The organism is Maridesulfovibrio sp., assembly GCF_963676065.1.
Taxonomy (GTDB): Bacteria; Desulfobacterota; Desulfovibrionia; order Desulfovibrionales; family Desulfovibrionaceae; genus Maridesulfovibrio.
The window spans coordinates 2,290,205-2,304,048 of record NZ_OY780933.1; the positions used below are offsets into that span (position 1 = coordinate 2,290,205).

Consider the following 13,844-nt stretch of genomic DNA (forward strand, 5'->3'; position numbering starts at 1 on the left):
TACGCTCTATTCCTTATCTTTGAGCTGACGCTTAATTTCACCGCACTGGAGCATGGTTTCTCCAAAGTAGGGATTTCGAATGTTTTCGTCGCTTTGCAGCCACATGGCTCCTTTAAAATCAAAAGCCATAGGGCAGAATATTTCGTAGACAGGTTGAGATGATTTGATGCCGAGTTTGTCCACAACGTCGATCATGCCGTATGAAAGAGGCTCCAGTCCGGCGCGCACTCCCACGATATCCTTTGCACTGCGTATGGAATCAATCCCGTCATTGATATTTTTGAAGGCGTCCATCCAGATTTTATGAGCTTCACTGCTGAGAGATCCATGATCTATTTTCTTTAGCTCTGCAGCCATCAGCTCTGCGTGTGTTTGCGCCAAGAGCATATTATCTGCCGCAAGATCTTCTGTGAAAGCTGAGTATGAAGCATATACTTTCCCCATTTGAATTTTGAAAGTTTCAGGGGTTTCAACTTTGCTTCCAGTGTTTTTGGCAAGGTTTGATATGTTAAAAGCATTATCAAGTCGTTTAAAATGTTTTGCCGTTTCATCTGTAATTGATTTCAGCCTAAGAGCATTCTTTGCATCGCGACCAATTACAGCGTCATTAGTAAGAAGCATGGATAACTCTTTCCAGACAAGTGAGTTGTCTCCTTTGAGTCCTGCACTGTCTATAGCTTTAAGGCTGTCATAAAACTTGGAATAGAGCATGCGGGTTTTGTCGATAGAGTCAGCCTTGGCTGAATTAATCAGAATATCAAAACTTTTTTTCAGGTGTATTAATTTAGAAACGAAGATAGGAGGCAGCGAGTGTTCAGATCCTTTGTTGTCTAGGACTGTTTTTACGCCGCTTTCCTGATTCATCATGCTTGGCTTAGCTATAATCTGCAGGGCACTGTCTATTTTGAAATTTCCATTTGTAACAACTTGCTCACCATCTACCAGACCATATTTTACCACGTAGAAGTCCCCGGCTTTGGGGCCGAGTACTATTTCCCGTCCTTCGTAAACTCCTTCTTTGCCGGGTACAGCAATATAGACTACAGCACGTTTTCCGGTAATGAGCGGAGCTGATGCCGGGATAACAAGCTGAGATACTGCATTTTTATCAACCTGACTGACAGCGCGCACAAACATGCCGGGTTTAAGTTTCAATTCCTTGTTCGGAACTTCAAGACGGATTCTGATCGTTCTGGTTTTTTCATTAACAACCGGATCTATGTAAGTGACTTTTCCTTGAAATGATTTGCCGGGGTATGCTTCGGTCGTGAAATCAACCTGCATTCCCATTTTAATCCATGGCAGGTCTGATTCATACGCTTCAAGAAAGACCCAGACTCTTGAGAGGTCGGCAATGGTGTAAATGGGAGTTCCTGTCTTAACATAAACTCCTTCAACTACGTCTTTTTTCAGAACAATGCCGCTCATTGGAGAATAAAGTATAATGTGTTCGGCCGCTTTGCCGTTTTTTATGATATCTGCAATTTGAGATTTGGAAAGACCGAGTAGGCGGAGTTTTTCACGGGAAGCTTTTTCAGTGCGCGCAGCAGTGTCTTTTACGATCTGCATAGAACTTCCGCGTAATGCTTCTTTTGCTTTTACAGACTGGATAAGTTCAACTTGCGCGGTAAGAAGTTCGGGACTGTATATGGAAGCCATGGCTTGTCCTTTACGGACTGAACTTCCAGTGTAATCTATGTAAAGTTTATCTATCCGTCCTCCGGTCCATGCCGTAATGGTTCCCATGCGGGTTTCATCATAATCAACCTTTCCCACCATGCGGGTTTCAACACTGACATTTCTTTTTTGAACAGCACTGGTCTCGATTCCGGCAAGTTTACGTGCCTGAGCTGTCAAACTTATCTGTCTAAGGCTGATTGCTTCGTCTCCTGATTTGCCGCCTTTTTCAAGCGGGATCAGATCCATAAAACAAATCGGACATTTGCCCGGTTTCGGCAACTGAATCTGCGGATGCATGGAACAGGTCCAGACCACTTCGCCTGTTTCAGTTACTTCGGCATCAAGTCCATGTCCGGCGTGCTCATCTACAAGTTGTTTTTCAGCGGTTGTACTGTCATTTCCGGAAAACCAGTATCCGGCCACGAATGCGATCAGTACGATAGCGATGACCGGTATAATTGATGATTTTATGTCTTTAAATTTTTTCATGATATATTTGCTTGATATATATGGTTATTTTACAGGTGGGGATATCGCTGTATGGGGCAGCATAGAGCCATGAATTGTGCATGGTATTTCATGACCGACTAGGTATTCAATGGCGGCAACCCTTTTGGCCTGTTCTGCCAGCGATTGATAATAGACAAGTTGAAATTCGATAAGGGTTCTTTCTGCATCAATCAGGTCGGCGGATGAAGCTGTTCCGGATTGAAAACCTTCAATGGAAACAGCAAGTGACTGTTCTGCTTTGGGAGTAAGCGAGTCTCTGTAAAGGTTCACTTTGCGGATAGCATCTTCGTAACGATAGATTTCCAGCTCAAGGTCGGCAGATAGATTGCGTTCAAGCCCTGTTTTTTCGCGGCTGGCTGACTTAACTTTCTGCTGAGCCTCAACAAGCTGAGCTTCTTGTTTATCGAACCAGATAGGAAGGTTTATAGACATCCCGGCAACAACAGGATCTTTATTTTCGTTGGTAACATTGGGAGATCTGGATTTACCTGTTTGGATATATTCAACTCCGAAGGAAAAGTCAGGAAAGTAGTCTTTTTCAGCCAGTTCTACAGAAAGTTTTTCTTTATTAATTTTATGGGTAAGAGCCATCAGACTAGGATTGGCTTCCTTGAAATCTTTTTTAAGCTGATGTGGGTCGGCTTCTATCTTCATGATCGGGATAAAAGCAGGCAGGGGTAAAGATTGTCCATCCGGCCTGTTCATGGCGGCAAGCAATTTCGCAACTGTAGGTCTTTTGCGTTCTTCCAGAGAGCGGAGTCTATCCTCAAGTTTACCGAGTTCTACTTGGGTTTTTATGAGCCCGTCATACTTACCCGAGCTGGTGGCGTATTTGGAGCTGGCAACGGATTCGAGATATTTCATAAGCTCAATATTTTCACGAGTGATGCGGATTGCCTGTGCAAGGTAGGCGTAGTCGTAGTAATTAGTTTTAACTTTGTAGAATATCTTGAGTTTAAGGGCATCAAATTTTGCTTTTTTAATATCTGCATCACGCAAGGCCTGTTCACCTTTAAGATTCAGTTTGCCGAACCATGGAAGAGTCTGACTTAATCCATATTTAAATTCCTGTGGTCCAGTCCGGGTCTCCACCGGCTGAATAAACCATGCAAAACTGAATCTAGGGTCCGGTAGGCTTGAAACACTTGTTTCGCGTTGTAAGGCGGCTTTCCAGCTGTAGAATGCCGCATAGAGGTCGTCATTATTGCGTGCAGCTTCAATCAGATATTCTGTAAGATCTTTTATTTCAGCGTGTTCGGTTTTGTACTCAGCCATGCCGTTACTTGAGCTGTTCTGGGCACTTCCTGTACTTGGCAATAGGATAAGCACTGCTATGATTAAAAGTGTGGTACATTTAAAAAATTTAGACACTGGATCTCCTGCACGTTTTTATCTGATGATCATTTTGTGTTTGAGCAATTACTATTCCATTCCATATATAAAGCCGTATAATGGTATTTAGTCTGGGTATAACCTATTTCTATCTGCTATAGCCAGACTTTATTAAAATATTCTGTGCAAGTTCTGTCGTATTAGTTTATGTAATTACAGGATATTGCGTTTAGTTGTTGCACTTTTTGCACAAAATTTTTAAGTGCAACCTATTGTTAATCTATACTAAAATAGTATAGATTTTTTAGTGTGAATAAGAAACATAAATTATTGTGCAATTTTTTACACAATAGTTGATGTGTCGGTTAATTAAATATGTGCTGTGTATTTTAATATCTTATAATAATTAAATAAATATTATATGGAATGTAAAATGTAATCTCTATGCAAAATTGTTGAGCGTAATACTTAGATATGAGGTATATTGACTCAAACTTTTATCATCTCTTTTTTTAGTGTAGTTGCTCTCCAAAAACAGGAATTTTATGAAGATTAGATTTAAACTGCTTTTACTCTTGTTACTTGTTTCAATTGTACCCCTTGTTGCCGTGCAGACCGGGGTGCTTGAATCGTTGCATTCTCTTTCTGGGGAGATCGGCGGAGAAGTTCGTAGTGAGCTTGTAAACAAAAGCAGTGTTGAATTAAAAAGATTGGTGGAAGATCATGCGAGGGTTCTTTCAAAAGAACGTAAAATTGTTGAGTTGAGGTTGCAACAGCTCTCTGCCGAACTGACCGCATGGATTGAAGAAGGGGACATGTTTGTTCTGCCAGAGATACTTGTAGATTCTACAGATCATGACACCGAGAGTGACTATGAGCGGCTTCAGCAAAAATATGGGCAGCATAATTTTGTTATGCACGGGAGACGGGAGATCGACTTCAATTATGTCGGTTATGGTTCCGGATATCTTGGAACAGCGGATAGAATTATTCAGCAGAGATCAACTGATGCGATATTTCCTCTTTTTAAAACAATTGAACAAAGAAATCCTAACCTGACTTTATGGATTAAAGCAGATTTTATTTCAGGAGAATCACTTACCTATCCGGCACGTTCAACAGGTATGTCTATGGGGCAGATGATGAATGAATCACAGCCTCAGACGGCTTCTATTCTTCAGGAAAATTTGCTCCCAACTTGGTCACTTCCTAAAAAAGATCCCCTGACAGGAAGAACAGTCCTTACTGCTTCTTTGGCAATAGTCGTACAGGGAGAGACTGTGGGATCTGTCTCTATTGATGTGCCACTTGATACTCTTTTATCCGGCAATAATCATCTTAATATGTTTTCTCACAATATTGATTCATTGCTAATCAAGCCGCAGCTGAATGATAACGGTACAGGTGTGGTTGAAGTTGTTGCGAAAGAAGTTTCCGGAACTAACCTTAAAACCATGATGCATATGTGGGAGCCTTCAACTGCTGAGGTCATGCTTTCCTCTTCTGATTCTGTATTATTTTCTAAATTTAAAGAGCTTCTTAAAGAAGGAAAGTCCGGTGTTGTAAGCATGCCATATAAAGGGCGTGACAGTATCTGGGCTTTTTCAGCTCCTGATAAACGTGGTATTTCACTGGTTTTAATTCTGCTTTATGATGATGTCGTTAAGCCTGCTGAGAATGCTAAAAAATTCGTAACTTCCGTAATATCACAGCAATATCGTAGTACTTTTTTGGTGCTTGTTGCCGTAGTTCTGCTCGTTTCAATCCTCGCTTTTATGCTGTCTCATCGTTTTACAAAAAACATTTTGATTCTTGCCAAGGGCGTAAAGCGAATTGCATCCGGTGATTTTGCTGCCAAAGTTGAAATTTCAAATGCTGATGAGGTTGGTGAGCTTGCGGATAATTTTAATAAAATGGTTCCCAGTCTTCAGGAGCATATCGAGATTAAAAGCGCTCTTGATGTTGCGATGGAAGTGCAGACAAATCTGTTGCCGCAGAGTTCCCCTCATATTTCAGGATATGATATCTATGGTGAGAGTAAGTATTGCGATGAACTGGGCGGAGATTATTTTGACTACATCAAATCTTATGTAGATCAGGAGAATATCCGTTTTACTGTGGGAGATGTCAGTGGGCACGGGGTTCCAGCGGCAATGCTTATGGGGTCTATCCGGGGTTATGTGCGGGCACGGAGTTTAAGTAGTGGCACTCTCGGGGAGGTTTTAGCAGATGTGAACAAATTGGTGGCGGAGGATACCTGTAAGACAGCTCAATTTATGACCATGGTTATGGTTGAACTTGATCCCTTAAAAAATGAGTTGCGCTGGGTAAGGGCCGGGCATGATCCTGCATTAATATTTGATCATACCCAAGAGGAATTTATTCAACTCGAAGGGAACGGAATTGCTCTTGGAGCTGTAGCAGAGGCCACATATTCCGAGAGTTGCTGTTTTGATTTGAATGCTGGTCAGATTTTAATTCTGGGAACTGACGGGATCTGGGAAGCTTCCAACAGCGATGGAGAATTTTTCGGAAAAGAGCGGCTATGGAAAGTGATAAATTCTGCAAAGGATTTGTCTGCTGAAACTCTTGTAGAAACCATTTTTGATGCTGTGCATGAGTTTACAGGAAGAAATAAACAAGAAGACGATCTCACCGTTGTGGTCGTTAAAAGAAATAATTAAAATTAAACAAAACAGAGGGATTATCAAATGAAAAAGATTTTAAACATCACTATGCTGGTCGCATTTATTGTTGCAATGTCTACGGCTGCTTTTGCTATGGATATGAACATGGATCACAGCTCCATGCAAGGTAATGACAAGGTTACAGGGTCCATGCATGAAGGAATCATGATTATGGAGAAAGGGATTGAAGATATGAAAAATGGAGCGGATATGATGAAAAATCCTGCTACCATGAAAGAAGGCATGGGAATGATGAATAAAGAAATGATGCCTATGCATAATGGAATGAAAATGATTGAAAATGGTGCAGAAGGTAATCCCCACCAATCCATGATAGAAAATTCGATGGGCAATGCTAATAAAGGCATGATGGAAATGATGAAGGGGATGGGAATGATGAAAAAAGGTACAGCCGGTGGTATGCAGATGGTGAATGACGGGCTTCAGAAGATGGAAAAGTCACTTGAAGATGTAAAAGCCATGACAGGTTTGTAGTTTTTAGAACTACAGTAGTGATCTTAACCTTCAGGAGGTTCTTATGTACGGTTGCAGCTGGGGTAGTCTGTTTGGAGCTGGGCATGGATTCATGGGTGTGGGAATGTATGGTATGTTTTGGAATATTTTGATTGTCGTACTTGTCCTCTTTGGGGTCATGAAAATTATTCAATCCTTTAAGTCAAAAGAACCGTCCTGCGCTTATAATCGTGATCCACTTGATATCCTGAAGGAAAAATTTTCCCATGGCCAAATAAGTGAAGATGAGTTTCGACGTATGCGGGAAGTTCTATTAAACGGATAAATTTAAATTATATGCTTAGCATTTAAGGCTGCTTTCCAGTATGGAGAGTAGCCTTTTATTTTTTTTAAATTAAAATTGCCTACTATTTTAAATAGGTCAGTTTTTAAACAAAACATTTTTAATTACTTATGTTTAGGAGTAAAATTGATTGAAAATGATAACTGCTTTTATGACTTAAAATATAGTTAGATTGCAAGTCCTTTAACCCCTTAATCCTCCAAAACCTTAACAGCCTTCCTAAGTCCGTCAGGGGCGAGGTGTGCATAGCGTTGAGTCATTTTGAAATTACTATGTCCCATAAGCTCTTTTACAGTGTACAAGTCAGTTCCTAGTTGGACATGCCACGATGCAAATGTATGGCGTAGATTATGAAAGCACATTTTTTGTCTTGAGTCGTCTATGCCCTCGTTGAACATCTCCGCAACGATCCTGCCATATGTTTTAGAAACTCGTGCAAGTTTGCCTCCATCAACTGTATTGAATAGCCTCTCTGAATTTGAATGGGGCTCTAAAGCTCTTCGTTCTAGCATTTCGCGTACAGGCTTAATGAAAAAAGCCTTCCTGTTTACTAGGGTCTTTGGATCTCGGATATAAATATCTTCATTCTCGAAATCGATGTCCTGCCATGTAAGGGATGCGATCTCTCCGAATCGCAAACCGCAGTATAAAGCTAGAATAGCCATGTCATGTGTTTCGGGGGATCTTTCTCTCAGTTCTTTGAAAAGTCTGGATGCTTCATCTTTTGTCAAGAAGCGGGTGCGCCGATTGTCTTTTTTAGGGAGTTTGACCTTTTTAGTGGGGGAATCTCCAGTAACAAGTCCATCGCGTTTTGCCAGATTCCAAACTTGCGATATAACAGCTAATGCATAGTGGACAGAAGCTACGCTTTTCTTCTTCGCAAACATAGTGGATGACACTTTTTCTATGTCTCGTGCTTCAAGTTTGATGAGTTGAGTCTTACCGATTTTTGGGGATACCCATTTTTTATATAGAGCCGATTCTGCCCCGAGGGACCCGACAGCTTTGTGGCTTTGTGCTGGCCAGTAGCTATGCACCCAAAAATCGGAGAAGGTGATGGACTCTTTCTCTTCTGTTTTTTGTTTTTCTTGTTCCTGCAGATATTTTTCCTGATTTTTCTTTCTTTTTTCTGAAAGTGAGAAGTCTCCTTTTCCCGTTTTGTAAGCTTCCTTGAGCTTTGAAAGTTCTATGGCTGCTTTCTGCTCAGTCCATCCTTCACTAGCCCATCCAAGGGTTGGCTGAAATCTTCTACCAGCCGCCGCATAGCGTAAACCAAAGCACTTATCAAATTTAACCCCATGCTTTCGAGTTGCATGCTGGTACCACCGCACACCAGAAAATTTTGCTGAAGTAACCCACTTTCTTTTATCCTTCGCCATACGTCCCTCCAGACGTGCGGTACCACTTTGGTACCACTTTTTGTAAAAAACGATCTGAAATATGGTGATAGTAAAATAAGCTTAAAGTCGTCAAGTTCCTTTTAAATAAAGGGATAATGTGATGTATTGTGATGCGAAATGAATGGTGAAAAAATTGAATGGCATTCAAGAGGCCGTGGGTTCAATTCCCTCCAGCTCCACCATTAAAAATTTCTTAGAATTAAGCCTAGTTATCAGTTTTGATAACTAGGCTTTTTTCGTTGTTGGTGACCGATATACCGAAGACTCACAGCTGTATATTGTGGCGATCCAGTTTAGCATAAAGTGTATTTCGCCCAATTCCCAAGGCCTTAGCTGTTTTGCTGATATTACCCTTATGGTAGTCGAGTGCCTGCCGTATAGTGTTTGCCTCCATCTGCTTAAGCGCGAAATCCGCCCCTTGGCACGTTCCGCAGATTGCTTTGCCGCCTTTTGCCTTTTCAAGGAGATATGGCGGCAAGTGCCGTTTCTCAAGCCATACATCAGACATATTATTCACTGCAAACTCAATACAATTAACCAATTCCCGGACGTTTCCGGGCCAGTCATGCAGCATGAGGGTCTGCTGAACATCCTCAGTCATACCATTACAGTTGATACCGAAGTCTTCACACATACGTTCCAAATGGTATTTAGCAAGCTGAACTACATCGTTCCCGCGCTCCCGTAGTGAAGGAATATTTATTCCCACCACATTAAGCCTATAAAAGAGATCCTCGCGAAATAATCCTTTTTTGACCTGTTGCAGTAAGTCCTTATTGGTAGCGGCAATTATTTTAACATCAACAGGCTGGGGAGTTGTTCCCCCAATCGGAACTACAGCCCTTTCCTCAAGAACTCTCAGCAGTTTTACCTGTTGTGAAAGAGGCATTTCCGAAATTTCATCCAGAAACAACACTCCCTTATCAGCTTTTTGGAATTTGCCTTCCCGTCCCGTCTTTGATGCACCGGTAAAAGAACCGCCTCGGTAGCCGAAAAGTTCACTCTGGATAAGCTCCTCGGAAAAAGCCCCACAGTTCATGGCGACAAAAGGTTTATCAGCTCGGGGTCCTGATTGGTGAATTCCCTTTGCAAACAATTCCTTGCCTGTACCGGATTCTCCGAACAATAGAATAGTGGAAGGAGTTCTTGATGCCCTCGCAGCCTGACGAATAACCTGACTCATGCAGTTGCTGGAATGAAGAATATGCTCAAACCCTTCAGGTGTGCTCTCCGCATAGTTATTATTTGAACTTACTCGATGGGGCGCGGCGGGTGTATGATGGGAAGGCTGGGTTTCGCAAATGGTGACAATAGTATCAAGGCGGGAACCGATCAGGCTGTATACGGTCAGCCCACGGGCAAAGAGATGCGGGTTGGCATGGCAATGCATGGTTACCGGTTCTTGTAGAGAAGTCCGCTTCAGTTTGGCACTGAATGCTTTATAATCAAAGAAATCAGCTGCACACCTGCCCCTCAATGATTCCCACGGGTTACCCAGCAAAGTTTCAGCAGCAGCATTGGCACTCAGAATTATTCCATTTCTGTCCAGAGAAAGAACTCCGGTCATGACAGAATTGAACATAGACGAGAACATTGTCCCCAGATGTCCTTCAAGCTCGGAACAATAAAGGCGACACAATCTTTGCTCTAAAGATCGTGTCGCCTGCAGGACAAGTTCAAGGTTTTTGCTGTGGTCCGATTCTATCGGTCCAGAAATATCAAAGCATCCCCATATACTGCCGTGAGGATCAACAATGGGGGCAGCAGTACAGCTCCAGTTGTGGTGACTGCGGCAAAAATGTTCTTCTCCGAAAACCTGCATAGGACGGCCTATTTTTAGGGCTGTGCCTATGGCATTGGTCCCTACGCATTCCTCAGCCCAGTTGGCTCCGGGGCCGAAATTAAGATGATCAGCCTGCCTCAGGACTTCAAGATCTCCGCATGTTCGGATCACCCGACCCTTGGCATTGGTGAAAGTAATAAGAAGTTTTTTGCCCCGGATAGCCTCATAGGCGGTTTGCTCAACATTTGTGCAGACTTTTTCAAGTGTGGAAGTGTAGGGCTCCAACTGGGACATGGGTAAAAAATCCCAGCAACTGCGCGGGGTGTGATCTACAGCCATATTTCTACATCTGTTCCAGGAATCAACAATGGAATCATCAAGGTTCTGCAGGTCTACTTTTTTACCTTCGACAAATTTTTTCCATCGTGAATAGTCTGTCTGTGGCTTCCGCTTGGGGCTTGAGCAAGAAAAGTTGTGTTTGACAGGCCTGGACGGTTTATCTTGCTGTGGGCTGATTTCAAAGCTGTCACCATCTCTTATGAGTAAATGCATCTCAATCTCCGTGACAAGGCAAAAAAATTTATAATTATTTCTAAGAAACCTGACCGATCACAGCACCCCAGTCAAGTGTTCATAATTCGAACACGTTAAAGAGTTAAAGGTATAGTAAATCTATTTAATATCAATACAATAGATGCGCTTGAACGTTAATTTTCACAGCAATAGACGTTTGTTCCACTACAGAACACAGATTAAGCGTAAATACGATATGGCTCATGTAAGTTGTTGTAATAGAGTGAGTTTATGTCTTGGCATTGCCATTGCAATCCTCCAGCCCAACTACCTAAAAAAATCAGGAGGATTGGTCATGGCTCAAGAAGTGATTATGCCCAAATGGGGCTTAACCATGAAAGAAGGCAAACTTGCCCGATGGCTCAAAGCCGAAGGAGACTCGGTGGAAGCCGGTGAAGCTCTCTTTGAGGTGGAGACCGACAAAATCACCAACTCGGTGGAAGCTCCGGTCAGCGGTGTTCTTGCCCAGATCATCGTACCGGAAGGGGAGGTTGCTGAAGTTCAGGCCGTACTGGCAATCATTGCTGCTCCGGGTGAAACACCTGAAAAAGTTTCCGCAACTACTGCAAGCTCCGGAGAAGCTGCTACTCAGGCGGAAGAAGATAAACCTGCGGAAGCCGGTGTAACTCAGGATGCTCCTGGTAAAGGAGAATTCGTCAAAGCCATGCCTGCTGCCCGCAAGCTGGCTAAAGACTTGCAGATTGATCTAGCTACTGTCACCGGAACAGGCCGTAACGGTTCAGTTACCATGAAAGATGTACAGGCTACAGCCGATGCTCCTTTCAAGGATATCAACGCCAGCCCGAAAGCTATCGAATTCGCCCGCAAGAAGGGTGTGGATCTCAGTCAGGTGACCGGAACCGGTGATGGCGGCAAAATAACCAAGGCCGACATTCTGCGGGCCATGAATCCGGCAGTTGAGCAACCAGCTCAGGCATCTCCGGCAGTTCCTCAGGATACAATCATCCCAATGGAAGGTGTACGCAAGCTTATCGCGGACAACATGCAGGCCAGCCTGAACAATGCGGCTCAGCTTTCTGTTTTTGTGGAGCTTGATGTAACTGAAATGGTCCGGTTGCGTGCGACCCTGCTTGAGAGGAATAAACGTAACAAAGAATACCGTATTTCATACAATGACATCATTTCCTATGCAACCTGCCGTGCTCTTAAACGTCATCCCATCATGAATTCAACCATTCAGGATGACGGTATCCATCAGCACGACTATGTCAATCTCGGCATAGCAGTGGCTATTCCAAACGGGTTAATCGTTCCCAACGTTAAAATGGCCGATTCCTGCACCCTGGAAGAGCTTAAAGAGAAAGTCCGTGATGTCGCCGGACGTGCCCGTAAAGGCGGTCTGGAAATGGATGAAATTTCCGGTGGCACATTTACTATCAGTAACGTCAGCATGCTCGGTGTGGACGGTTTTACCCCCATTCTCAATCCGCCGGAAACCGGAATTTTGGGAATCGGTCGGATCGTTGAAAAACCGGCTGTGAAAGACGGCGAAATCCAGATCAGACATATGATGACCCTTTCCCTGACTTTCAACCATATGACCACGGACGGTGCTCCGGCCATGTCTTTCCTGCGCGAGCTTGGTGACATGCTGGAAAATCCCGGCCTGATGATCGTGTAGGTCTGCCATGGCAAGAAAACGGTTTGCCATCGAACTGGGCTACGCTGCCGACCTGCACGGAGAAGATATGACGAAGGCTGCTGTTCGTGCCGTACGTGACGCGGTGTCACGGATTTGTCTGTGCGGCATTGTGGAAATCTGCGGTCGGGACCGGTTTCAGGGCGTTTATGTTCACGCTGATCTGGCTGTGCCCGGCCCGGAAAAAGTCGACCGTGAAGCCGTGCTTGCCGCTATTCCCATCGGCGAAGCATCGCTGAATGTGACTACAGGTGGAATCAGCGTGCCGGGCATCGAAGTTCCGTGTTTCGGTGCAGGCGTGAGCAACATTGTAGTCGCGTGTGCAGCACTGACCATTTCCATTGAAACAGACATGGACAGCACTGGGAATCAATAAAGGAAAACTGGTCTGGAAAGTATCCGGACAGAACAATCCATAGGAGAAACAACAATGGCTCTCAGCAAGAAGACATTGACTCAAATGTACGAAACCATGAACAGGATCAGACTGTTCGAGCTGAAGCTGCAGGAACTCTTCGCTGCCGGCGAAATTCCGGGCTTCGTTCACCTTTACCTCGGAGAGGAAGCAGTCGCTACCGGAGCATGCTCCGTACTCACCGATACCGATATGATTTCCAGTACCCACCGCGGCCATGGACATCTTCTGGCTAAAGGCGGGGATGTGAAGCTGATGATGGCTGAAATTTTCGGCAGGCAGACCGGCTATTGCAAAGGCAAAGGCGGTTCCATGCACATTGCCGACCTTGATCTCGGAATTCTGGGTGCAAACGGAATCGTCGGTGGAGGCGGCCCTCTTGCTGTCGGAGCTGCTTTGGCTGCCAAGTACAAGAAAACCGACAACGTTGCCCTGTGCTTTTTCGGAGACGGTGCTTCCAATCAGGGCACCACTCAGGAGGCGCTAAACATGGCCAGTGCCTGGAAACTTCCTTTGGTCTTCGTAAACGAAAATAACGGCTACGGCATCTCCTGCCCGCAGTGCAAGTCTATGGCAGTTGTAGATATTGCCGACCGTGCCGCTGCCTATGATATGCCCGGCGTTGTTGTTGACGGCAACGATGTACTTGCCGTTCAGGAAGCTATTTCCGAAGCGGTCAAACGCGCTCGTAAGGGTGAAGGTCCTTCCCTTGTCGAATGCAAAACCTATCGCTGGCGCGGCCATTTCGAAGGTGATGCGTGTACTTACCGTTGCGACGAAGAGCTGAAGGATTGGATGACCAAAGATCCTATTCCCCGTTTTGAAGCCAAACTGATTGAAAGCAAGACCCTCACCCAGAGCGAATTGGATAAGATCAAAGCACGCATCGGCAAGGAAATTGATGAGGCAGTAGCATTTGCCAAAGAAAGTCCCATGCCGCAGAGCAGCGCTCTGATGGAAGATGTATACGCTTAAATCTTCACCTTC

At 44.1% G+C, this 13,844-nt stretch carries 10 protein-coding genes; 6 read left to right on the top strand and 4 right to left on the bottom strand.

All coding sequences use genetic code 11. From position 1 onward, the window contains the following. Nucleotides 1-6 precede the first annotated feature (6 nt). Complete coding sequence (locus ACKU35_RS10150) at nt 7-2,169, bottom strand: efflux RND transporter periplasmic adaptor subunit (RefSeq protein WP_319759105.1); 2,163 nt, start codon at nt 2,167-2,169, stop codon at nt 7-9. Nucleotides 2,170-2,193: 24 nt separating this feature from the next. After that, nucleotides 2,194-3,561: a TolC family protein gene (locus ACKU35_RS10155; protein ID WP_319759106.1), complete on the bottom strand. Its 1,368-nt coding sequence runs from the start codon at nt 3,559-3,561 to the stop codon at nt 2,194-2,196. A gap of 581 nt (nt 3,562-4,142) precedes the next feature. Here ACKU35_RS10155 and ACKU35_RS10160 point away from each other — a divergent pair. The 3 genes from ACKU35_RS10160 to ACKU35_RS10170 are packed head-to-tail and all read left to right on the top strand — an operon-like array spanning nt 4,143 to nt 7,008. Further along, on the top strand, nt 4,143-6,206 hold the full coding sequence (locus ACKU35_RS10160; RefSeq protein ID WP_319759107.1) for a SpoIIE family protein phosphatase: 2,064 nt from the start codon (nt 4,143-4,145) through the stop codon (nt 6,204-6,206). A gap of 27 nt (nt 6,207-6,233) precedes the next feature. Then, nucleotides 6,234-6,704 (top strand): hypothetical protein, encoded by a 471-nt coding sequence (locus ACKU35_RS10165; RefSeq protein WP_319759108.1) that lies wholly within the window; start codon nt 6,234-6,236, stop codon nt 6,702-6,704. 43 nt (nt 6,705-6,747) lie between these two features. Continuing rightward, nucleotides 6,748-7,008 (top strand): SHOCT domain-containing protein, encoded by a 261-nt coding sequence (locus ACKU35_RS10170; RefSeq protein WP_319759109.1) that lies wholly within the window; start codon nt 6,748-6,750, stop codon nt 7,006-7,008. A gap of 209 nt (nt 7,009-7,217) precedes the next feature. Here the strand turns inward: ACKU35_RS10170 and ACKU35_RS10175 are convergent, their stop codons facing one another. Further along, on the bottom strand, nt 7,218-8,405 hold the full coding sequence (locus ACKU35_RS10175) for a site-specific integrase (RefSeq protein WP_319759110.1): 1,188 nt from the start codon (nt 8,403-8,405) through the stop codon (nt 7,218-7,220). A gap of 286 nt (nt 8,406-8,691) precedes the next feature. Beyond that, nucleotides 8,692-10,761: a sigma-54-dependent Fis family transcriptional regulator gene (locus tag ACKU35_RS10180; RefSeq protein WP_319759111.1), complete on the bottom strand. Its 2,070-nt coding sequence runs from the start codon at nt 10,759-10,761 to the stop codon at nt 8,692-8,694. 316 nt (nt 10,762-11,077) lie between these two features. Here ACKU35_RS10180 and ACKU35_RS10185 point away from each other — a divergent pair, with 316 nt between their 5' ends. From ACKU35_RS10185 to ACKU35_RS10195, 3 genes are read left to right on the top strand one after another with little or no spacing between them, the layout of a single operon-like run. Continuing rightward, nucleotides 11,078-12,424: a 2-oxo acid dehydrogenase subunit E2 gene (locus ACKU35_RS10185; protein WP_319759112.1), complete on the top strand. Its 1,347-nt coding sequence runs from the start codon at nt 11,078-11,080 to the stop codon at nt 12,422-12,424. Between the two features lie 7 nt (nt 12,425-12,431). Then, nucleotides 12,432-12,818: a Lin0512 family protein gene (locus ACKU35_RS10190; RefSeq protein WP_319759113.1), complete on the top strand. Its 387-nt coding sequence runs from the start codon at nt 12,432-12,434 to the stop codon at nt 12,816-12,818. A 54-nt stretch (nt 12,819-12,872) separates the two neighbouring features. Then, a complete protein-coding gene (locus tag ACKU35_RS10195; protein WP_319759114.1) occupies nt 12,873-13,832 on the top strand; it encodes a thiamine pyrophosphate-dependent dehydrogenase E1 component subunit alpha in 960 nt (319 codons plus the stop codon). Nucleotides 13,833-13,844 lie beyond the last annotated feature (12 nt).

What these genes read in the sequence shown, in the direction of transcription:
- ACKU35_RS10180 (WP_319759111.1), bottom strand. Translation starts at nt 10,761, where the DNA reads ATGCATTTACTCATAAGAGATGGTGACAGCTTTGAAATCAGCCCACAG.
- ACKU35_RS10175 (WP_319759110.1), bottom strand. Translation starts at nt 8,405, where the DNA reads ATGGCGAAGGATAAAAGAAAGTGGGTTACTTCAGCAAAATTTTCTGGT.
- ACKU35_RS10190 (WP_319759113.1), top strand. Translation starts at nt 12,432, where the DNA reads ATGGCAAGAAAACGGTTTGCCATCGAACTGGGCTACGCTGCCGACCTG.
- ACKU35_RS10150 (WP_319759105.1), bottom strand. Translation starts at nt 2,169, where the DNA reads ATGAAAAAATTTAAAGACATAAAATCATCAATTATACCGGTCATCGCT.
- ACKU35_RS10195 (WP_319759114.1), top strand. Translation starts at nt 12,873, where the DNA reads ATGGCTCTCAGCAAGAAGACATTGACTCAAATGTACGAAACCATGAAC.
- ACKU35_RS10185 (WP_319759112.1), top strand. Translation starts at nt 11,078, where the DNA reads ATGGCTCAAGAAGTGATTATGCCCAAATGGGGCTTAACCATGAAAGAA.
- ACKU35_RS10165 (WP_319759108.1), top strand. Translation starts at nt 6,234, where the DNA reads ATGAAAAAGATTTTAAACATCACTATGCTGGTCGCATTTATTGTTGCA.
- ACKU35_RS10170 (WP_319759109.1), top strand. Translation starts at nt 6,748, where the DNA reads ATGTACGGTTGCAGCTGGGGTAGTCTGTTTGGAGCTGGGCATGGATTC.